20 protein-coding genes are annotated in these 19,170 nt (G+C 64.3%); 13 read left to right on the top strand and 7 right to left on the bottom strand.

What is annotated here, in order from left to right; genetic code table 11:
• Positions 1 to 36: 36 nt before the first annotated feature.
• Positions 37 to 831 carry an ImuA family protein gene (locus JQ616_RS24320; RefSeq protein WP_212018800.1) on the bottom strand — a complete coding sequence of 265 codons (795 nt, stop codon included), beginning with the start codon at positions 829 to 831 and terminating at the stop codon, positions 37 to 39.
• Positions 832 to 1,086: 255 nt separating this feature from the next.
• Here JQ616_RS24320 and JQ616_RS24315 point away from each other — a divergent pair, with 255 nt between their 5' ends.
• Together JQ616_RS24315 and JQ616_RS24310 are read left to right on the top strand one after the other, a co-directional pair.
• Positions 1,087 to 2,511 (top strand): UdgX family uracil-DNA binding protein, encoded by a 1,425-nt coding sequence (locus JQ616_RS24315; RefSeq protein WP_212018798.1) that lies wholly within the window; start codon positions 1,087 to 1,089, stop codon positions 2,509 to 2,511.
• Between the two features lie 528 nt (positions 2,512 to 3,039).
• Positions 3,040 to 4,662 (top strand): inorganic phosphate transporter, encoded by a 1,623-nt coding sequence (locus JQ616_RS24310; protein ID WP_212018796.1) that lies wholly within the window; start codon positions 3,040 to 3,042, stop codon positions 4,660 to 4,662.
• An 89-nt stretch (positions 4,663 to 4,751) separates the two neighbouring features.
• On the opposite strand, the gene JQ616_RS24305 is transcribed toward JQ616_RS24310, so the two are convergent.
• Positions 4,752 to 5,660 (bottom strand): LysR family transcriptional regulator, encoded by a 909-nt coding sequence (locus tag JQ616_RS24305; protein ID WP_212018794.1) that lies wholly within the window; start codon positions 5,658 to 5,660, stop codon positions 4,752 to 4,754.
• A 137-nt stretch (positions 5,661 to 5,797) separates the two neighbouring features.
• Here JQ616_RS24305 and JQ616_RS24300 point away from each other — a divergent pair, with 137 nt between their 5' ends.
• Positions 5,798 to 6,979, top strand: a complete 1,182-nt coding sequence (locus tag JQ616_RS24300; protein WP_212018792.1) for a cytochrome P450 — start codon at positions 5,798 to 5,800, stop codon at positions 6,977 to 6,979.
• Between the two features lie 3 nt (positions 6,980 to 6,982).
• On the opposite strand, the gene JQ616_RS24295 is transcribed toward JQ616_RS24300, so the two are convergent.
• Positions 6,983 to 8,155 carry a M20 aminoacylase family protein gene (locus JQ616_RS24295; RefSeq protein ID WP_212018790.1) on the bottom strand — a complete coding sequence of 391 codons (1,173 nt, stop codon included), beginning with the start codon at positions 8,153 to 8,155 and terminating at the stop codon, positions 6,983 to 6,985.
• Between the two features lie 279 nt (positions 8,156 to 8,434).
• On the opposite strand from JQ616_RS24295, the gene JQ616_RS24290 reads away from it, so the two are divergent.
• A complete protein-coding gene (locus JQ616_RS24290; protein ID WP_212018788.1) occupies positions 8,435 to 8,860 on the top strand; it encodes a hypothetical protein in 426 nt (141 codons plus the stop codon).
• Between the two features lie 3 nt (positions 8,861 to 8,863).
• Here the strand turns inward: JQ616_RS24290 and JQ616_RS24285 are convergent, their stop codons facing one another.
• Positions 8,864 to 9,484, bottom strand: coding sequence for a pyridoxamine 5'-phosphate oxidase family protein (locus tag JQ616_RS24285; RefSeq protein WP_212018786.1), 621 nt, complete (start codon positions 9,482 to 9,484; stop codon positions 8,864 to 8,866).
• A gap of 192 nt (positions 9,485 to 9,676) precedes the next feature.
• Between JQ616_RS24285 and JQ616_RS24280 the strand changes: the two genes are divergently transcribed.
• Positions 9,677 to 11,296 (top strand): GMC family oxidoreductase, encoded by a 1,620-nt coding sequence (locus tag JQ616_RS24280; RefSeq protein WP_212018784.1) that lies wholly within the window; start codon positions 9,677 to 9,679, stop codon positions 11,294 to 11,296.
• 6 nt (positions 11,297 to 11,302) lie between these two features.
• A complete protein-coding gene (locus JQ616_RS24275; RefSeq protein ID WP_212018783.1) occupies positions 11,303 to 12,199 on the top strand; it encodes an alpha/beta fold hydrolase in 897 nt (298 codons plus the stop codon).
• Positions 12,200 to 12,217: 18 nt separating this feature from the next.
• On the opposite strand, the gene JQ616_RS24270 is transcribed toward JQ616_RS24275, so the two are convergent.
• Positions 12,218 to 12,433: a hypothetical protein gene (locus tag JQ616_RS24270; RefSeq protein ID WP_212018781.1), complete on the bottom strand. Its 216-nt coding sequence runs from the start codon at positions 12,431 to 12,433 to the stop codon at positions 12,218 to 12,220.
• Between the two features lie 320 nt (positions 12,434 to 12,753).
• Here JQ616_RS24270 and JQ616_RS24265 point away from each other — a divergent pair, with 320 nt between their 5' ends.
• Both JQ616_RS24265 and JQ616_RS24260 read left to right on the top strand, forming a co-directional pair.
• Positions 12,754 to 13,215 carry a hypothetical protein gene (locus JQ616_RS24265; protein WP_212018779.1) on the top strand — a complete coding sequence of 154 codons (462 nt, stop codon included), beginning with the start codon at positions 12,754 to 12,756 and terminating at the stop codon, positions 13,213 to 13,215.
• A gap of 108 nt (positions 13,216 to 13,323) precedes the next feature.
• Positions 13,324 to 13,557 carry a hypothetical protein gene (locus JQ616_RS24260; RefSeq protein ID WP_212018778.1) on the top strand — a complete coding sequence of 78 codons (234 nt, stop codon included), beginning with the start codon at positions 13,324 to 13,326 and terminating at the stop codon, positions 13,555 to 13,557.
• 63 nt (positions 13,558 to 13,620) lie between these two features.
• On the opposite strand, the gene cax is transcribed toward JQ616_RS24260, so the two are convergent.
• Positions 13,621 to 14,724, bottom strand: coding sequence for a calcium/proton exchanger (gene cax / locus JQ616_RS24255; protein ID WP_212018776.1), 1,104 nt, complete (start codon positions 14,722 to 14,724; stop codon positions 13,621 to 13,623).
• Positions 14,725 to 14,971: 247 nt separating this feature from the next.
• Between cax and JQ616_RS24250 the strand changes: the two genes are divergently transcribed.
• Positions 14,972 to 15,478 (top strand): Spy/CpxP family protein refolding chaperone, encoded by a 507-nt coding sequence (locus JQ616_RS24250; RefSeq protein WP_249137163.1) that lies wholly within the window; start codon positions 14,972 to 14,974, stop codon positions 15,476 to 15,478.
• A gap of 298 nt (positions 15,479 to 15,776) precedes the next feature.
• On the opposite strand, the gene JQ616_RS24245 is transcribed toward JQ616_RS24250, so the two are convergent.
• Complete coding sequence (locus JQ616_RS24245) at positions 15,777 to 16,184, bottom strand: GFA family protein (RefSeq protein WP_212018774.1); 408 nt, start codon at positions 16,182 to 16,184, stop codon at positions 15,777 to 15,779.
• A gap of 240 nt (positions 16,185 to 16,424) precedes the next feature.
• On the opposite strand from JQ616_RS24245, the gene JQ616_RS24240 reads away from it, so the two are divergent.
• The 4 genes from JQ616_RS24240 to JQ616_RS24225 all read left to right on the top strand — a co-directional run bounded on the left by JQ616_RS24240 (position 16,425) and on the right by JQ616_RS24225 (position 19,138).
• Positions 16,425 to 17,375 (top strand): metallophosphoesterase family protein, encoded by a 951-nt coding sequence (locus JQ616_RS24240; RefSeq protein ID WP_212018772.1) that lies wholly within the window; start codon positions 16,425 to 16,427, stop codon positions 17,373 to 17,375.
• Between the two features lie 26 nt (positions 17,376 to 17,401).
• Complete coding sequence (locus JQ616_RS24235; RefSeq protein ID WP_212018770.1) at positions 17,402 to 17,725, top strand: cupredoxin domain-containing protein; 324 nt, start codon at positions 17,402 to 17,404, stop codon at positions 17,723 to 17,725.
• A gap of 94 nt (positions 17,726 to 17,819) precedes the next feature.
• Entirely contained in the window at positions 17,820 to 18,377 is a 558-nt protein-coding gene (locus tag JQ616_RS24230) for a sigma-70 family RNA polymerase sigma factor (RefSeq protein ID WP_212018768.1), read from the top strand.
• Complete coding sequence (locus JQ616_RS24225; protein ID WP_212018765.1) at positions 18,374 to 19,138, top strand: anti-sigma factor family protein; 765 nt, start codon at positions 18,374 to 18,376, stop codon at positions 19,136 to 19,138. Before JQ616_RS24230 ends, JQ616_RS24225 begins: the two co-directional genes overlap by 4 nt.
• Positions 19,139 to 19,170 lie beyond the last annotated feature (32 nt).

Here is a 19,170-nt window from a genome sequence, read left to right as displayed (position 1 = left end):
CTCACCTCACTTGAAGGTTCAGCCACCTCCCGCGTCTCAGCTTGCGAGACGATGTCCTGCGCGAGCTTGCGCTTGATGCGGTCGATGGGCAGGCGCGGCAGCCACAGGCTGAGGATGCGCCGACGGTTCACTGAATTGGCACTCATCACATTTCCATTCCATGATCCATCGCCCGACCGGGCCATGACGGTTGCGCACGAGTTCGGCCTCGACGCGCGGCGCGCCCCAGGCGCTTGCGGCCTGGCCGGGCGGCGAATGCGCCGCGCGCACGATCCAGCGCGTCTCCGCGGTCGAGGGGATCGGAGCGGCCGCGATCCGCAACACCAGCGCGGTGACGCCGGAGGCTTGCGCAGCCAAGGTCAGCTTGCGGCTGGCGACGAGATCGAGCTGGCGCGCCTGACCCCAGATTTCGAGCACGACCGCGCCAAGCGCATCGCAAGCAAGCGCATCGGCCGCGGTGCGCAGGCCGCTGTCGACATCGGCAGCACGCACCACAACCAGCAGACGCGGATCGAGGCCGAGTTCGGCAAGGCCGCGCATCGACAGCGCGCCGTTCTCGCGATCGGAAAAATCCTGCCGCACCCAGACCAGCGGCTTGCGTACTGATATCCGTCCGGCGAGCCCCGCGATAAAGCCGGTCGCAGCACCGCTTTGATGGCCGGCGGCGAACACCTCGTGCAACGCGGCTGGCGCAAGCCCGCCGCGCAACATCGCGTCCGCACCGGCGTGGCCGAGCGCGATGCGGTTCGGCATCGCCGCTTCCAATGGCGCCTCGATGCGCGCGATGCTGCCGCGCAGAGACGCAAGCGTACCCATGCGTGCGCCGTTCATATGCGCCGCTCCTTCCCAACCAAAATTTGAGGCCGTCACTGATCTGAACAGAGAACCAGGGACTGGCCCATTTGTTCATGATATGTTCTAATATAAAGCTAACAGGGCCCGCGGAGTCAATCGGATTGGTGAGCCCATCGATTCATCAGTGGAATCAATGGGATTCAGCAGCCCCAACCGGACGGGCCCTGCTCTTCCGCAAGTCAGGCGCGGGAGGCCCCGAAAATGACGGCGTGACGGAAACGGAGCAATCGCATGCGTATCATCGTGCTCGACAACGACACCGATTTCGAGGGCTGGCGCAAGGCAGCGCGGCGCCTGGCGACACATGACGTGAAGCCCGCGGAAGTCACGTGGACCATACGCCGCGACGACAAATTGTCGTCGGCTGCCTGCGCGAATGAATTGCCTGATGCACCGCAGGCGCAGTTCAACGTGTCGGCCAAATTCCTCGAGCTGGCAAAGGCCGCGGTCCTGCATCGCGACGATCAGCGCTTCGCCCTGCTCTATCGTCTGCTGTGGCGGCTGCGCAGCCATCACGATCTGCTCAGCGCCACTGACGATCCCGACGTCGCCGAGGTCCACGCGATGGCGCGCGCGGTCTATCGCGACATCGACCGGATGCACGCGCAGCTCCGCTTCCGCGAGATCGGCCGCGAGCGGACGGCGCATTACGTCGCCTGGTTCGAGCCGGAGCATCGCATCGTCGAGCTCGCCGCGCCTTTCTTCGCCGGCCGCTTCGCCGACATGCCGTGGTCGATCCTCACTCCCGACGTGTCAGCCCATTGGGATGGGCACGCGATCTCGATCACGCCGGGCGTCGCCAAGTCCGAGGTGCCGAGCGAGGATCGGATCGAGGAGGCTTGGCGGCGTCATGACAACGGCTTCTCCAATCCCGCGCGGCTGAAAATGATGGAGATGCCGCAGGCCTATTGGAGGAACCTGCCGGAGGACTCGATCATTAAGCCGTTGATCGAAGACGCCATGCGCATGACCAGCGGCCCCTTCATCGCACGCAAGACGGCCGAGCCGCAGCAGCGGCAGGATCAGCCGATGCCCCGCAAGCAGCCTCAAGCTCACGATACAATTGCCGCCTTGCGCGCAGAGGCCGTCAATTGCCGCGCCTGCCCGCTGTGGAAAGACGCAACCCAGATCGTGTTCGGCGAGGGGCCGCAAAGCGCGACACTGATGCTGGTCGGCGAGCAGCCCGGTGACAAGGAAGATCTTGCCGGTCATCCCTTCGTCGGACCGGCCGGGCAGATGCTCGATCGCGCGCTCGAGGACGCCGGCATCGATCGCAGCAAGGTCTACATCACCAACGCGGTGAAGCATTTCAAATTCGCGCAGCGCGGCAAGATCCGGCTGCATCAGAAGCCGGGCACAACGGAGATCCGCGCCTGCCGTCAGTGGTACGAGCGCGAGCTTGCCGCCATCAAGCCGGAGCTCGTCGTAGCGCTCGGCGCCACCGCAGCGCAGAGCGTGCTCGGCAAGATCACTCCGATCAACAAGAACCGCGGGCGCCTGATTAACCACGACACCACCAAGGTGCTCGTCACGGTGCATCCATCCTATCTGTTGCGATTGCCCGACGAGAAAGCCAAGGCGCTGGAATATCAGCGCTTTGTCGACGACCTGAAAATCGCCGCGGATCAATTGCGCAATTCGGCTCGCGCGGCCTGAGTTCCACCGAACCAACGGAACCAGGGAACCACACTTCAACGTGAAATTGTTCTCAGCGGCAACAAATCCCTACAACCTTTAATTGATCCGTGGTACTGTGACATGTTCCGCAGGTAATCGGGCGTCATGTTCACGCCATGGCGTACCCCGAGGCGGGCGCGCCGCGCGGTTTGCTAGCCCCGATCGTGCGGCGCGCCACCTCATCTCTCCCTCCTCTCGCTGACATTGCGCGCCGGACTTGTCCGGATCGTCAGGCTTGCGCGCGCTCCGGGCGGCGTTGGCTGTGTGATCTTGTCCGCACATGTCTCTCCCTGCGAAAATCAGGGAGCAGGCCTGCGCCGCGATTGGTGATCTTCCGTTGCCGAAGATTGCCGCGAGGCTGCGAAGGCGCGTGCACAGTCAACACGTTGTCCAGGAATTCGGCCGGATTTCCACCGCCATGGCAGTCCCGCTCAGCTCACGGGCCGAATTTCAATTGCCTGTCATATGCATCGATCAAAATCGGAGGCATTGGGACAGGAGTTTACCATGAGCGATATGGCGTTACCCGGCTCGATCGAGCCCGCCTTGAAAAAGGGTCCGGACCTCGACAAAGGCTTCCACCCCATGACCGGGGTTATTTATTTGGGCGTGGTTGCGGCCGCGCTGCTGTTCGTTGCCTACAGCATCTATGCCGACGTCGACGCCACCGGCACGCGCGTCACGTCGTTCCTGCCGTACATCATGCTGTTCGTCGCGCTGCTGATCGCGCTCGGCTTCGAATTCGTCAACGGCTTCCACGACACCGCCAACGCGGTCGCCACCGTGATCTACACCCGCTCGCTGCCGGCGCATGTCGCCGTCGTCTGGTCGGGCATGTTCAACCTGTTCGGCGTGTTGCTCTCGAGCGGCGCCGTCGCGTTCGGCATCGTCTCGCTGCTTCCGGTCGAACTGATCCTGCAGGTCGGCTCGAGCGCCGGCTTTGCGATGGTGTTCGCGCTGTTGATCGCCGCCATCCTCTGGAATCTCGGCACCTGGTGGCTCGGCCTGCCGGCGTCGAGCTCGCACACTTTGATCGGATCGATCATGGGCGTCGGCATCACCAACGCGCTGCTGCGCGGCCGCGACGGCACCTCTGGCGTGGACTGGACGCAGGCCGCCGGCATCGCCAAGGCGCTGCTGCTGTCGCCGCTGTTCGGCTTCGTGCTCGCGGCCGGCCTGCTCTACATCCTCAAGGCCGTGCTGGCGCGCGCCACTCCGGCGCTGTTCGGCGAGCCGGTCGGCAACCAGCCGCCGCCGTGGTGGATTCGCGGCATCCTGATCCTGACCTGCACGCTGGTCAGTTTCTTCCACGGCTCCAACGACGGCCAGAAGGGCATGGGCCTGATCATGCTGATCCTGATCGGCACCGTACCGACCGCCTATGCGCTGAACCGCGCGCTGCCCGCCAGCCAGATCGAGTTCTTCGCCGCGCATTCGACCGCGGCCAGCAAGGTCATCGAAGGCAAGGCCGCCGGCTACAACGTGATCGGCAACCCGCGCCCGGCCGTGACCAACTATGTCGCCGAGCACCAGATCAACGAAGGCACCTTCCCGTCGCTGGCGGTGCTGGTGACCGACATCGGCAAGCAGGTTTCGCAGTACGGCTCGCTGGCCAAGTTCCCGGCTGACGCGGTCGGCAACACCCGTAACGACATGTACCTGGCGTCCGAAGCGATCCGCTTCCTGATGAAGGACAAGGAAGCCGAGCTCTCCGCTGCCGACGTCGCCACACTGACCGAGTACAAGGGCTCGCTCGATGCCGCGACGAAGTTCATCCCGAGCTGGGTGAAGTTCGCCGTCGCCATCGCGCTCGGCCTCGGCACCATGGTCGGCTGGAAGCGCATCGTCGTCACCGTCGGCGAGAAGATCGGCAAGACCCACCTGACCTACGCGCAGGGCGCCTGCGCCGAGATCACGGCGGCCGCGACGATCGCTGCGGCCGACGGCTACGGCCTGCCGGTCTCGACCACGCATGTGCTGTCGTCAGGCATCGCGGGCACCATGGCGGCCAACGGCTCCGGCCTGCAATGGTCAACGATCCGCAACATCGCGATGGCCTGGGTGCTGACCCTGCCGGCCGCGATGATCCTCTCGGGCGTTCTGTACTACGTGTTCTACCACGTGTTCTGATGCCCCTTGCTTTCGGCGCGGTAACGCGCCGGACAGACGGCCCGCACCTCAGGTGCGGGCCTTTTGTTTTGTGGCCGTGGGACGCTCGCTCAGGCGGCGTAAGCCTTCGCAACCTCGGCCAGCAGGCCGCGTGTCCATTTGTGCAGGCCTGACTTGGCCGTCCTGGCGCTCCAGTACATGTCGATCGAGATCGGCACGCGGAACGGCAGCGACGCGACGTGCAGGATGCCGCGCATCGCCCGCGCCAGATGATGCGGGATGGTCGCAACCAGCCTTGTGCCGGTGATGATCCGCTCCAGACTGTCGTGGTTCGGCAGGCTGACCATCGGCGCGATCTCGATCTTCCGCGCCTTGAGCGCCGCGAGATAAAGCGGCTGCCACTCGCCGCTATGGGTGATGAAGACATGCTCGGCCTTGGCGTAGGCCGACAGCGCGATCCGTGCGCGCGCCAGCGGATTGGCCGGATCCATCACGCAGACATAGTGATCGGTGAGGACATGGCGCCTGAAGAAACTTTCGCCGACGATCCCGACCGGACCCAGCACGATGTCGCACTGGTTCTGCTTGAGATGGACGTCGCCATGGCCTGCGGCATCGAGCAGGACGAGGCGAACCTGCGGCGCGCCGGCGCGCAGCCGCGCGCTGAACTGCGGGATCAGGGTCTGGCGTTCGTGATAATTGCAGGAGATCGTCACGGTACCCTGCGCGGTTGCCGGGTCGAATTCGACTGGTGAAGCAAGCCCGTCGATCTCGCCGATCATGTCCCGCGCCCAGCCGACCAGCGCCGCGCAGCGCTCGGTCGCCGTCACGCCATTGCCGCTGCGGACGAACAGCGGGTCGTGGAGCGCTCCGCGCAGCCGCTCGATCGCATAGCTGATGGTAGACTGGTTGACGTCGAGCCGCTGGGCCGCGGCCGAGAACGACTGCATATCGTAGACCAGCACCAGCGTCCGCAAGGTCCCGATGTCGATCGGATCGATCGAGGAATTGACCGCCACGCTGCACCTCCCGCATTGCCGGCGGTCCAGCCTAGCACAATGTCATTGAATAATTCGATGGACTATATCAATCCCATCGAATTGAGTGATTACCCCTCCAGCGCTAGCCTCTGCAAAAAAGCGCTCCGGGAGGATCCATGGCCAGCAGCGTGCCCGTCGTCACTGACATCGCCTATCAGGACCTGCTCGACGACCCCTATCCGATCTTCCGCCGCCTGCGCGAGCTGGCGCCGGCGGTGTATGTCGAGCCCGCCAAGCTGACGCTGGTGACGCGCTTCGACGACATCACGCGGATCGAGCGCGATCCCGCGACCTACTCGGCCGACAATCCCGCCTCGCTGGTCAACAAGGTGATGGGGCCGACCTTCATGCGCAAGGACGGCACCGAGCATACGATCGGCCGCAAGGCGATCGAGCCCTCGTTCCGCCCGGCCACGATCAAGGAGCATTGGGCACCGCAATTCACCGCGATCGCGAACAAGCTGATCGATGATCTGGCGGCGGCCGGTGAAGCCGATCTATTCGCGGCGCTGGCTGCGCCGATGGCCTCCCTCAGCCTGATGGCCATGATCGGCTTTCGCGCGATGCCGTGGCAGACCCTGGCCGAATGGTCGCAAGCCTTGATCGACGGCGCCGGCAACTATGCCGCCGATGCCGAGATCGAGCGCAAGGCGATGCAGGCGAGCGCCGATGTCGACGCCGCGATCGACGCGGTGCTCGACGATCACCGCAGCCACCCGAATCCGTCGATCCTGTCCTCGATGATCCATGCCGATCCGCCGATGCCGATCGAGGGCATCCGCGCCAACATCAAGGTGATCATCGGCGGCGGGTTGAACGAACCGCGCGATGCGATCCTCACCCTCGTGCTCGGCCTGCTGGAAAACTCGACGCAGAAGGACAATTTGCTGGCGAAGCCGGAGCTATGGCCGGCCGCGTTCGAGGAAGCGGTGCGCTGGATCTCGCCGATCGGCATGTATCCACGCCGCGTCACCCGCGATGTCGATCTCTCCGGCACCACGCTGCCCGAGGGCCTTCAGATCGGCCTCTGCGTCGGTGCCGCCAACCGCGACGGCAATCGCTTTGCCGAGCCTGATCGCTTCGACGTGACGCGGCCGAAGCAATCGCACCTGGCGTTCGGCGCCGGACCGCATTTCTGCGCCGGCACCTGGGTGTCGCGGCTCACCGTCGGCAAGATCGTGGCGCCGATGCTGTTCGCGCGCCTGCGCCATCTGCGCCTCCGCGAGGAGGCGCCGCCGGTCGTCCGTGGCTGGGTGTTCCGTGGCCCGGTGACGCTGCCGGTGCGATGGGATGCGTGAGGCTCACGCCGCCAGCGCGTCCTCCACGATCTTCACGAAGTACGAGGTGCCGTACACGATCGCCTCGTCATTGAAATTGTAGGCGGGGTGGTGCAGGCCCGCGCTGTCACCGTTGCCGCAGAAGATGAAGGCGCCGGGCCGCGCTTCCAGCATGTAGGAGAAATCCTCGCCGCCCATCAGCGGCGGCATCGTGTGCACGTTGCCGTCGCCGGCCACTTCCCTGGCGATGCGGGTCGCGAATTCGGTCTGCGAGGGATGATTGACGGTGACGGGATAGCCGCGCTTGTAGTCGAGATCGATCCGCGCGCCGGTCAGCTGGGCCACGCCCTTGACCACTTCGCCGATGCGCTTCTCGATCAATTGCCGGACCTCCGGGGTCAGGGTGCGGACGGTGCCGCGCAGCACCGCGGTCTGCGGGATCACGTTGCGGGCGTTGCCGGCATGGAATTCGCAGATCGAGATCACGGCGGAATCCAGCGGATCGACGCTGCGCGACACGATCGACTGCAGCGCGGTGATCAGCTGCGCGCCGACCATCACCGAATCGATGCATTTATGCGGCCGCGCGGCGTGGCCGCCGAGCCCTTCGATGTTGATATTGACCTCGTCGGTGGATGCCATGATCGGGCCCGGACGGATCGCAAACGAGCCGATCGGAATTCCCGGGCCGTTGTGCATACCGTAGACCTGCTCGATGCCGAAGCGATCCATCAGGCCGTCCTTGATCATGGCGGCCGCTCCTGCCCCGCCCTCCTCGGCGGGCTGGAAGATCACCGCCACGTCGCCGGCGAAATTGCGCGTCTCGGCGAGGTAGCGCGCGGCGCCGAGCAGCATCGCAGTGTGGCCGTCATGGCCGCAGGCGTGCATCTTGCCCGGCGTCTTCGAGGCGTAAGGCAAGTTGGTCTCTTCGTGGATCGGCAGCGCGTCCATGTCGGCGCGCAGGCCGATCACCTTGACGTCGCCCTTGGCCGGCCCCTTGTTGCCCTTGATGACCCCGACCACGCCGGTCTTGCCGAGCCCGGTCACGACCTCGTCGCAGCCGAATTCCCTGAGACGGTCGGCCACGAATGATGCAGTGCGGTGCACATCATAGAGCAGCTCGGGGTTTTCATGGATGTCGCGGCGCCAGGCCTGGATATCGGGTTGCAGATCGGCGACGCGGTTGACGATGGGCATGAGAATTCTGGCCTCGGAGGTTGGACGAACGTCCTGTCTAGCATGCAAGAGCCAGTCCACCCAAACAGATGAGGCATGCCGCTGGCTGGGGCCCGCATTCATAAACCGGATGCAGCATGTTCCTCCGGCAGGGCGGCCAGCCGACTTCAAGGCTGTTAGTGTCGGGCTTGATGCAATCGCATCCGACCAAAGCCCAATGGTACGGGAGATACCCCGTACCGATACTACCCGAGGTTTTCCGCAGCGAATCCTCTCGCCGTCCAAAGAAGGAGCGGCTGCATGACGCCGGATCAAGCGGTCCTGTTTTCCACCATCATCCTGCTGGTGCCGATGGGATACTTCCTGCTGGCGGCGCCGGCGTTCCTGCTGGTGAAGCTCGACGTTCCGCCCGTCACCCGCCTGCTGCGCGGCATGTTCAACGCCTACTTCCTGGTGCTGACCGTCTCCGGTGTGATCGGGACACTCGCCTTTGCCGCAGCGGGCCGGCCGGTCACCGCACTTTGCATCGCCCTGATCGCCGGTTTTGCCGTGCTGGCGCGGCGATGGTTCCTGCGCCGGCTCGATGCCGAAGCAGACGCGCGGGACTCAGGCGATCCGACCGCAGTGCGGCGGCTGCGCCGGCTGCATTGGGGCGGCATGGCCTGCAACGCGGTACAGGTGTTCGCGCTGGTGGCCAGCATTCCCTACATGGCGCCGCTGCCCTAAACCTCACGTTTTCCGGTGCGGATCATACTTCGAAAGCACGTCCCTGAGGTAATCCCGGCTCTTCCATTCCGGTGCGGGCGGCTCGTAGCCAGGCCGGGGAACGAACAGGTTCGCCGGCACATCCGCTGAAGCGCCCATCAGGTCCGGAACGTAGCGCGGGCAATTCGGGAAGATCTCGCATTTGACGCGCACGACAACCTTCGCGCCATGGTGCCTGGCAAGCGTCTCCGGGTCGTCGTGGATCGTTGCTTGGCCTCGGACGCGCGTTCGAAACGTCTTGCCGTCGAGGCGGACAAACAGCAACCCGATATTCGGGTTGCGATGAATATTGCCGAGCGTGCGGTACATGTTGTTGCCGTCATACTCCGGGAATTCAAGCGTATCGGGCCCGGTGATCTTCACGAAGCCGGGATCGCCGGAACGCATCGAACAATCGACGTTGTCCTGATAGCTCGTCGCAATGAAGAAGAATCGCGTCTCCTCGATCAGCTTGCGGTCCTGCTCCCAGAATTCGAAATGGAGGCGATGCTTCTCGAGGCCGTCTGCAACGCGACGGCCGTCGAAGCGGTCCTGCAATTCACGCATTCCATCGTGGTAAAATGCGGCGCGGACTGGGTCTGCCACAGGAATCCTCCACCAAGTTGAGCAATCCATCTACACGGAGAAAGCCTATTCATTCGGAATGGGCGTGAAAAGCTGTCCAAGTCCGAATTATGCGAAAAGGCGTCGAGCCCGGCATTCGCCGTCGGGCTTGTCTCGACCGGCTGCGTCTGACTAATAGGAAGTCAACAAAAGACGTTTGCCGGGAACGAGGACATGCCGCGAAGGCTTGAGGGTGACTACGACTACATTATCGTCGGTGCGGGCACGGCGGGCTGCATCATGGCCAACCGTCTGTCGGCCGATCCGAACAAGCGCGTGCTGCTGCTGGAAGCCGGCGGCAAGGACAACTGGATCTGGTTTCACATCCCGGTCGGCTATCTCTTCGCGATCGGCAACCCGCGCTCGGACTGGATGTTCAAGACCGAGGCCGAGCCTGGCCTCAACGGCCGATCGCTCGCCTATCCGCGCGGCAAGGTGATCGGCGGCTCGTCGGCGATCAACGCCATGATCTCGATGCGCGGCCAGGCCGCGGACTACGACCACTGGCGCCAGCTCGGCCTCACCGGCTGGAGCTACGACGACGTGCTGCCGGCATTCAAGAAGCTGGAGGATCACTTCCTCGGTGCGAGCGAGCATCATGGCACAGGCGGCGGCTGGCGCATCGAGGCGCCGCGGCTGTCGTGGCAGATCCTCGATGCGGTCGGCGACGCCGCCGAGGAGATGGGCATCAAGCGCATCCCGGATTTCAACACCGGTGATAACGAAGGCACCAGCTATTTCCACGTCAACCAGAAGCGCGGCCGGCGCTGGTCGTCGGCGCGCGGCTTCCTCAAGCCGGTGCTGAACCGCAGCAATCTCAGACTCGAGACCGACGTGCTGGTCGATCGCCTGATCATCGAGAGCGGCCGTGCCGCCGGCGTGCTGTTTCGCCAAGGCAATGAGGCCGTGGAGGCGCGCGCCAGGGGAGAGGTGATCCTCTGCGCCGGCGCGATCGGATCAATCCAGGTGCTGCACCGCTCCGGCATCGGCCCGGCCGAATGGCTGTCGCCGCTCGGCGTCGACATCGTGGCTGACGTGCAGGGTATCGGCCATAATCTGCAGGATCATCTGCAGCAGCGCGCGATCTACAAGGTGTCGGGCGTGCGCACGCTGAACGAGACCTACTACAATCTGGTTCGCCGCGGCCTGATGGGCCTCGACTATGCGTTCCGCCGCCGCGGGCCGCTGACCATGGCGCCGTCGCAACTCGGCATCTTCACGCGCTCGGATGCGACGCGTTCGCGCGCCAACATCCAGTTCCACGTACAACCGCTGTCGCTCGACAAGTTCGGCGATCCCTTGCACCGCTTCCCCGCGATCACGGTCAGCGCCTGCAATCTGCAACCGACTTCGCGCGGCACCGTGCGCATCAAATCGACCGCCCCCGACGACAAGCCGTCGATCGCGCCGAATTATCTCTCGACCGCCGACGACCGCCAGGTCGCGGCCGACGCGATCCGCACCACGCGCAGACTGATGAAGCAGACAGCGCTGGAGAAATACCATCCCGAGGAGTTCCTGCCGGGTCCCTCGGTCGGCGACGACGACGCCTCGCTCGCCAAGGCCGCCGGCGACATTGGCACCACGATCTTCCACCCCGTCGGCACCGCGAAGATGGGACTGGCGAACGATCCGATGGCCGTGGTCGACGAGCGGCTGCGCTTCTACGGCCTGCACGGGCTGCGCATCGCCGATGCCTCCGTGATGCCGACCATCACGTCCGGCAACACCAACACGCCGACCGCGATGATCGCCGAGAAGGCCGCGGCGATGATCCTGCAAGACGCGCGATAGAAGCCGATGGCGCAGCCGCAGCGGATCGTGGTTGGCGATAGCGGCGCGCAGATCGCGCTCGCGCGTTGGGGCGAAGCGGCTTCCGGCAAGCCGCCTGCGCTGCTACTGCACGGCACCGGCTTTGTCGCCGAGGTCTGGACCGAGGTCGCGGAGACACTGGCCTCCGACTACACCGTCTATGCGCTCGACCGCCGCGGCCATGGCCTGAGCCACAAGCCGGCCGCCGATCGCTATCACTTCCAGGATTTCGCCGACGACCTGTGCATGGTCGTGGAGCGGCTCGACCTCCATGACATCTACGGCGTCGGCCACAGTGCCGGCGCCACCGACCTGATGCTCGCCACCAAGCTGATGCCGGACCGCTTCGTGCGGCTGTTCGTGACCGAGCCAACCGCGATGGATCCGCGCACGCCGCGCACTGGTGGCCTCAGCGGCATCGCGAGCGGATCGGTGCAAGGCGTGCTGCGCCGCCGGGCCGAGTTCGACAATGCGGACGATCTGTTCCGCCGATTGCGTGCCGCGCCGGCCTTCGCGCCGTGGACCGAGCCGTCGTTGTGGGCCTATGTCCATCACGGCTATGCAAAACTCGACGACGGCCGCATGCGACTCCGCTGCACGCCGGAGATCGAGTCGGCGCTGCTGGGGCCGATCTTTGAGGCCATGGAGCAGATCTACCGCGGCGACGGCCGCGGTAATCCATTCCCCTGGTTCTCCGAGATCGCCTGCCCGGTCCGCATCGCCACGGCCGAGCAGTCATGGCCGATCTACAAGGAGATGGCCGACCGCGCCGCGACGCTGATCCCGCACGCCAGCCGCTGCACGTTCCAGAACGTCGGCCATTGCGTCGCGCAGGAAGCGCCGGATTTGATGGTTGCTGCGGTCAGGGCGTTTGCCGCGCGCTGATGGCGGCCGATCGCCAAGTCATCGTTGATCGCCAATGTGCTTCACCGAATAGACCGGTGCGCGCACCGGCTGGATCGTCAGCCGATAGGCGATCAGGTTGGTGCCATCGAATGCTTCGAGCAGATAGTCGCAGACGGGACAGTGATACTCACCCTTGGCGCCGGGTTCGGACCACAGCTCCAGCCGCCGGAAACCTGCGCCACAGCACGCGCACGTGACATCCGCTTTCCGCACGATCGACCTCTTGGCTGCACTCTGCAGGACGCAAAAGAATTGGTGAACTCGGCAAGAAATGTGTCTTTCGCCTGACCGAGAGGCGAGACCAAATGTCATGGAACCCTTCAGACTATTCTAGCCCGGTTGCTTCGGCAGCAAAGTGCAGATTGTGCCTGAGGACGTCTGTTAGCAGTTCTCTTTCGCGGTTGTTTGAAAGCGCTGCTGCAGCGTGCGGCATGATGAAGACGGATTGCGTTCCGTTGATCTACGTCAATCTCGCGCACCGAAATTGTCGCAGTTTCTCCGTTCGCAATTTCGTCCGTTAGGGAGGACACGCCATGCTCCGTTGTATCCTCGCCGTTCTGGCGGCTCTGGTTCTCGTTACCATCTGTCTGATTCCTGATGGCGCCTATGCCCGCCGCGGTGGAGGTGGCGGCGGCTACCGCGGTGGCGGAGGCGGCGGAGTTCACCGCGGAGGCATGCATGCCGGCGCCGGAAGGATGCATGCGGGTGCCGGAAGGGTCCATGGCGGCGGATATCGCGCTGCCGGCCGCGCGCGCCCCTCGCATCCGATCGCAGGACGCCCGGGCTATCCGGGTCGACCGGTTGCAGGTCGCCCCGGCCGTCCGGTCGCAGGCTATCCCGGTTATGGCGGTCGCTACTACCGACCTGGCTGGGGCGTTGGTGCTGCCGCCGCCGGCGCTGCCGCTGCCGGCGCCTACTACGGCAGCTACGGCTACTACGGAAACCAGAACTGCTACTACAATGAATACAATCAAATGGTTTGCCCGCAGTATTGAGAGCCATTCGATCAAGCCGGGATGCCTGCTTGGTGCCGCTGCGCCGCGGCGTCTCGTTGATGAGACCCGCGGCGACCTCCTCTGCTTGCACCTCAGGGAGATGAACCGATGGAGTACGGCGCCTTCAGCGACGCGAGCCTGAAGATGATGCACGAGGCGGTTCGCGGCGCGCTCCAGGCCGACGATGAATTCGAGGGCCGCGGAGAAAAGCCGGTGTTTCGGGTTCGGACGACAGCCGAGTGGAAGCGCCACGCCGGCCATCTCGAGGACGAGATGTCGAGGCGAGGACTTCAGGTCGAAATCATCGACTGGACGAGCCGGCAGGGCGAGTTCGCACTGTGAGATCGTCGCCGGCGCAAGCGGTCACGCAGTCCCGGATCCACGACCAAGCCGGCTCGTTCCTGCTCAGACCGGCCCGTGCGATCCCGGCGGCACCATGTACAGCGTCATGGCGAAGATCGCGTAGATAAACACCAGCAAGGCGCCGATGAACCATGCCGACCGCCCGCTATTGGTGATGAAGCAGGACGTGACGGAGGCGATCATGACCATCGTCACCGCGCCCGGCCAGAACTGCAAGTCCATCGGCTTCGGACCGATGACATAGCTGAGAAGAACCAGTGCCGGCGCAACGAACAACGCGATCTGGGACGCGCTTCCGAGTGCGATGCTGACGCTCATGTCGAGCCGGTCCTTGCGCGCCGCGGAGAACGCGACCGCCATCTCGGCCGCAGCGCCGACCAGCGCGACGATGATGAAACCGACGAACGCCGAGCTCAATCCCAGCGTCTCTCCCGCCTTCTGCACCGAACTCACGAATATCTCGCTCACCAGGGCAACCAGCACCGTCACCACGAGCAGCGTGCTCACGGCCAGTCCGATCGGCCAACCCGCGCTACCTGCCTCGGCGTGCTCCCCGCTCTCAAACAACTCCTTGTGAGTCTTGAGCGAGAACAGCAAGCCGAGTGCGTAGGCACAGATCAGCAACACTGCGAGGCCCGTGCTGAGCGTCTGTGCCATGACTTGGCCTCTCGCCGGATCGAGATCGGCAACGGCTGCGGGCGCAAGCAGCGCAATCGTCGCCATCAGCAGCAGCGCCGCATACATCCTCCCGCCGGCCCGATTGTATTCCTGAACATGATGGCGGAGCCCACCGAGCAGAAATGATGCGCCGAGCATGAAGAGTGAATTGGTGACAATGGCGCCGGCGATCGACGCCTTGACCAGCATGTATTCCCCGGCATGAAGCGCGGCGATCGCGATGATCAATTCCGTCAGGTTTCCCAGTGTCGCATTGAGCAAGCCTCCGATCGCATCGCCGGTTTTCTCGGCGACGCTCTCCGTTGCGTGGCTGAGAAGGGCAGCGAGCGGCACGATGCTCAGGACCGCGAGCACAAACAGAGCCGTGTGAGCGGCGGGGGCGACGTGTTCGACCACCAGCACAATCGGCACGAAGACCAGCATCCAGAGCAGTGGATTGTGGCGAATTTCCTTGAGCAAGAGCTGCATGGGACCGCCCGGTCGGTGGGAGTTGGACAGCAATTTCTGAACACCGCGGTTCGATCTGGCTTGATCTAGCTCAATCGGGCGCCGCGGCTTTGCCGGTCATTGCAAGGGATTTCGCGGAATTTTGCGAACGGTCAGAAGCGCGTCCCTATCTCCGGCTTCTTACCCTTTGACCTAAGTCAACTCGCCGCTGATCCGCTTGTGCGCTTCTTTCCCGGGACTTCCACGACAAGCAGTTCAGGAGCTCGCAATGACGAGGACCGCAGCCGCCGCAGCTATTGCACTTTTGGTGACAACCTCGTCTCTCGCCTTCGCAGCGGAGACATCGTCGACTGTCGGCGCGGCGCCACCCAGCGCCGCCGACCTGAAGAGCCTGACCGACATGCGCGTCGGCATCGTCAAGGCCGCCTTGCAGCTAACCCCCGATCAGGAGAAGTACTGGCCGGCCATTGAGGACGCGATCCGTAACAGGGCAAAAAACCGGCAGGCCCGGTTGGAGCGGATCGCCGAATTGCACGAGAACGGCCCGATGGACGGGCTTCATGAAGGCAATCCCGTCGAGTGGATGCAGCGCAGAGCGGACCGGCTCATCCAACGCGGGACCGACCTCAAGAAGCTCTCCGATGCCTGGGAGCCGCTTTACAAGACATTGAGCGACGACCAGAAGCGAAGAATGGCCTTCGTCTCGTTCGCCGTCATGCGCGGCGTGCGCAACGCGATCGAACAGCATGGCGGTCCGGAAGACGAGGACGAATAGGGGCAGACGGCCGCTGGCGCTCGACTGATGTGAGCGCACGCAGCACTAGCCAAAATAAAACGCCGCCCCCTTTCGGGGACGGCGGAAGCCACTCACGCAGTACTGGAACGCTTTTTGGTATTTGCCGTGGTGCTCGGCGTGATGCCGGCTCGCTTCGGCGAATGAAGTCCGCCATTCTTACGCAGCAGCGCTGACATTATGCTGACGGCTGCAAGACAGCTGTGTTGCGGCCGTTCATCTATGTTGCGGGGCGCATCGCCGCATGATTGGACGCGGCATCGTCTGCGTCGAACGCCGGTCACGGTGGCGGCGGGTAACGGTCGAAGGTCGGCAACTCATGCGCGGCTTCCATCCAGCGCAGCCGCTCCGCGACCTGGATGTGCACCACGGCCGGCACCGCGTCGGGATCGTCATAGGTGCCGCTCTGAATGTCGATGATCCCGGGCAACATGTTGCCGTTGATGTAGAAAAGCCCGGTGCCGCAATTCGCGCAGAAGTGCCGCCGGCCATGTTCCGAGGATCGATAGACCTTGGGCTGGCCCTTGATCACCTTGACGGCCTCCTCGGCATACATGGTCCAGCCAACCATCGGCGCACCGGCGTGACGCCGGCAATCGCTGCAGTGACACAGCGCGTGAACGAAGGGTTCTCCGATTACTTCATAGCGAATCTCGCCGCAGTGGCAGCCGCCGGTGACGTGAGCCATGGTTTCCTCCGACCGATCAGTGGTTTGCCGGATCGATAACGTTGCAATGCGTGGGGCTTCAATTGCGCATCTTGACCTTGCGTCCACCTGTCGCGCGGATCCTCCAGCACGCCGCCGGCCCAGCCCCTCACGAAATCGTCATCCCCGCCCTCAACCCCCTCCAAAGCCCCGGGAATAAACCCCAGGGCGCGCCGATCACCTCCCCGGAAACCCAATCCCTGGGCCCACGGGAGACTTGTCATGAGCGGACACGATCACAATCACCACGATGAGGAGAAGGGCGTCAGCCGACGCAAGGTGCTGGAATGCATGACCTGGGCCGGCACCGGCGTGCTGTGGACCGTCACCGGCGGCGTGCCGCATTCGCTCGGCATCGTCGGCTCGGCGAAGGCTGCCGAGGCCACCGGCATGACCTTCATGCAGATCAGCGACAGCCATGTCGGCTTCGACAAGCCGGCCAATCCGAACGCCATCGGCACGCTGGAGGAGGCCATCAACAAGGTCCGGGCGATGCCGGTCAAGCCGTCCTTCATGATCCACACCGGCGACATCACGCATCTGTCGAAGGCGTCCGAATTCGATGACGCCGATCGCATCATCTCGCAGGCCAAGCTCGACGTGCATTACGTGCCGGGCGAGCACGATTTCATCGACGAAGAGGTCAAGCTCTACAAGGAGCGTTACGGCAAGGGCACCAAGGGTCCGGGCTACTACTCCTTCGACGCCGGCGGCGTGCATTTCGTCGGCCTCGTCAACGTGGTCGACCTCAAGGGCGGCGGCCTCGGCAATCTCGGCAACGAGCAGCTCGAATGGCTGGAGAACGACCTCAAGGGCCGCTCCAAGTCGACGCCGATCGTGCTGTTCGCCCACATCCCTTTGTGGACGGTCTATCCGCAATGGGGCTGGGGCACCGAGGATGGCGCCCGCGCGCTGGAATACGTCAAGGGTTTTGGATCGGTCACCGTGCTCAACGGCCACATCCACCAGGTGATGCAGAAGGTCGAGGGCAACGTCACCTTCCACACCGCGCGCTCGACGGCGTTCCCACAGCCGGCGCCGGGGGCCGCCCCCTCGCCCGGCCCGATGAAGGTCGAGGATGCCAAGCTGCGCAGCATGCTCGGCGTCGCCAGCATCAACTTCAAGCAGAACACCCAGCCGCTGGCGATCATCGACACGCCGCTGCAGGGCTGACCCGACAAGGCCAAGGGAAGACACCGATGAGTTCGATCAATCGACGCGACTTCGGGATCGCCGTGGTCGCAGCCATGCTGCTGCCGGTAACGGCGGCCCGCGCCGAAGACATCGCGGTCCATATCGACAATTTCTCGTTCGCGCCGAACCCGCTCGACGTGAAGGTCGGCACGACCGTGACCTGGACCAACCGCGACGACATCCCGCACACCGTGGTGTGTGCGGGCAAATTCCGCTCCAAAGCCATGGATACCGACGGCACCTTCTCGTTCACCTTCACGGAGCCGGGCGAGTACAAGTATTTCTGCTCGCTGCATCCGCACATGACAGGCAGTATCAAGGTTGGGTAACGTGACCACCCATACAATCACAACCATGCCCGGTCGGTGGCCCGCAGCCCCCGCCCGGGCACAAGCCGTCTCTCGACATGCCGGGCAGAACACGATGGTTGTCAACGCGTCGCAAGACGATCCCGAAAAGGCGCGGCGCTTCCGCGAAGCCGCGCTGCCATACCTTGACGACGCCTATACGCTGGCGCGCTATCTGCTGCGCGATGCCGCCGACGCCGAGGATGCGGTGCAGGAATGCTATCTGCGCGCCTACAAGCATTTCGACAGTTATCGCGGCCCTGCGATGAAGCCATGGCTGTTCGCGATCCTGCGCAATGTCTGCCGCGCCGAATACGCAAGGCGCAAGACCGCCCCCACCGCGGTCGAGGAGCTACCCGAAGGCCGCGAGCAGACCCCGATGTGGAACGAAGCTCCGGAGACCCCGGAAAAGCAGCTGCTGCGCCGCTTCGACGGCGACACCGTACGCAAGCTGGTGGCGGCACTCGCCGAACCGTTCCGCGAGACCTTCGTGCTCAGGGAAATCCAGAATCTATCATACCGCGAGATCGCCGATGTCGCCGCCGTGCCTGTCGGCACCGTGATGTCCCGCCTCGCGCGCGCCCGCGCCATGCTGCGATCGGCCTGGCTTGCGGAACAGGAGCAAGTGAAATGACCTGCGAGGAAGCCGAAGTGCTGATCCACGCGCTGATCGACGGCGAACTCGATGCCGGCCATGCGCGCGAAGTGGAAGCCCATGTCGAGGGGTGCGCGCATTGCGCCGCTCTCATGAAGGAGTATCAGGAGATCCGCCAGGCGATCGCCGAGAGCGACGTGCGCTACAAGGCGCCGCTCGAATTGCGCCGCAAGATCGAGAAGGCATTGCCGCAGCCGCAGGCCGCGCCGAGCCGGCGCTCGGTGCTGCGCGGCTTTGCGATGGGCTCGGCGGTATCGGCCATGGCCGCGACCGGCCTGGTTGCGATCGTGCTGCGCAATGACGACGAGCAGCGGATCGAGAACGAGGTGGTGTCGGCGCATCTGCGCTCGTTGCAGGCCGGCCACCTGATCGACGTGGTCTCGACCGATCAGCATACGGTCAAGCCCTGGTTCAACGGCAAGCTCGACGTCTCGCCGCCGGTGATCGATCTCACCGCGCAGGGCTTTACGCTGATCGGCGGCCGGCTCGACTACGTCAACGCCCGCGAGATCGGCGCCGTGGTCTACAAGCGGCGCCAGCACGTGATCAACCTGTTCGTGGCGCAGACCGCGAACACCGAACGGAAGGCAGCGCAGACCTCGACGCTGCAAGGCTTCAACATCCGGCGCTGGAGCGACCGCGGCCTGAACTACTGGGCGGTCAGCGATCTCGGCGCCGACGAGCTGACCGAGTTCGGCGACAAGTTCGAGGCCACGATGCGCGCGAACAAGGAAGGGTAATGGTAGGGCGGATTAGCCGAAGGCGTAATCCG

Source organism: Bradyrhizobium tropiciagri (genome assembly GCF_018130545.1).
Lineage (GTDB): Bacteria > Pseudomonadota > Alphaproteobacteria > Rhizobiales > Xanthobacteraceae > Bradyrhizobium > Bradyrhizobium tropiciagri_A.
The sequence above is the reverse complement of the archived record's forward strand: the minus strand, read 5'-3'. Positions and strand labels throughout refer to the sequence as shown.

Coding starts and splice junctions, on each gene's coding strand:
- JQ616_RS24320 (WP_212018800.1), bottom strand. CDS start 831: ATGAACGGCGCACGCATGGGTACGCTTGCGTCTCTGCGCGGCAGCATC.
- JQ616_RS24315 (WP_212018798.1), top strand. CDS start 1,087: ATGCGTATCATCGTGCTCGACAACGACACCGATTTCGAGGGCTGGCGC.
- JQ616_RS24310 (WP_212018796.1), top strand. CDS start 3,040: ATGAGCGATATGGCGTTACCCGGCTCGATCGAGCCCGCCTTGAAAAAG.
- JQ616_RS24300 (WP_212018792.1), top strand. CDS start 5,798: ATGGCCAGCAGCGTGCCCGTCGTCACTGACATCGCCTATCAGGACCTG.
- JQ616_RS24295 (WP_212018790.1), bottom strand. CDS start 8,155: ATGCCCATCGTCAACCGCGTCGCCGATCTGCAACCCGATATCCAGGCC.
- JQ616_RS24290 (WP_212018788.1), top strand. CDS start 8,435: ATGACGCCGGATCAAGCGGTCCTGTTTTCCACCATCATCCTGCTGGTG.
- JQ616_RS24280 (WP_212018784.1), top strand. CDS start 9,677: ATGCCGCGAAGGCTTGAGGGTGACTACGACTACATTATCGTCGGTGCG.
- JQ616_RS24275 (WP_212018783.1), top strand. CDS start 11,303: ATGGCGCAGCCGCAGCGGATCGTGGTTGGCGATAGCGGCGCGCAGATC.
- JQ616_RS24265 (WP_212018779.1), top strand. CDS start 12,754: ATGCTCCGTTGTATCCTCGCCGTTCTGGCGGCTCTGGTTCTCGTTACC.
- JQ616_RS24260 (WP_212018778.1), top strand. CDS start 13,324: ATGGAGTACGGCGCCTTCAGCGACGCGAGCCTGAAGATGATGCACGAG.
- cax (WP_212018776.1), bottom strand. CDS start 14,724: ATGCAGCTCTTGCTCAAGGAAATTCGCCACAATCCACTGCTCTGGATG.
- JQ616_RS24250 (WP_249137163.1), top strand. CDS start 14,972: ATGACGAGGACCGCAGCCGCCGCAGCTATTGCACTTTTGGTGACAACC.
- JQ616_RS24245 (WP_212018774.1), bottom strand. CDS start 16,184: ATGGCTCACGTCACCGGCGGCTGCCACTGCGGCGAGATTCGCTATGAA.
- JQ616_RS24240 (WP_212018772.1), top strand. CDS start 16,425: ATGAGCGGACACGATCACAATCACCACGATGAGGAGAAGGGCGTCAGC.
- JQ616_RS24235 (WP_212018770.1), top strand. CDS start 17,402: ATGAGTTCGATCAATCGACGCGACTTCGGGATCGCCGTGGTCGCAGCC.
- JQ616_RS24230 (WP_212018768.1), top strand. CDS start 17,820: ATGGTTGTCAACGCGTCGCAAGACGATCCCGAAAAGGCGCGGCGCTTC.
- JQ616_RS24225 (WP_212018765.1), top strand. CDS start 18,374: ATGACCTGCGAGGAAGCCGAAGTGCTGATCCACGCGCTGATCGACGGC.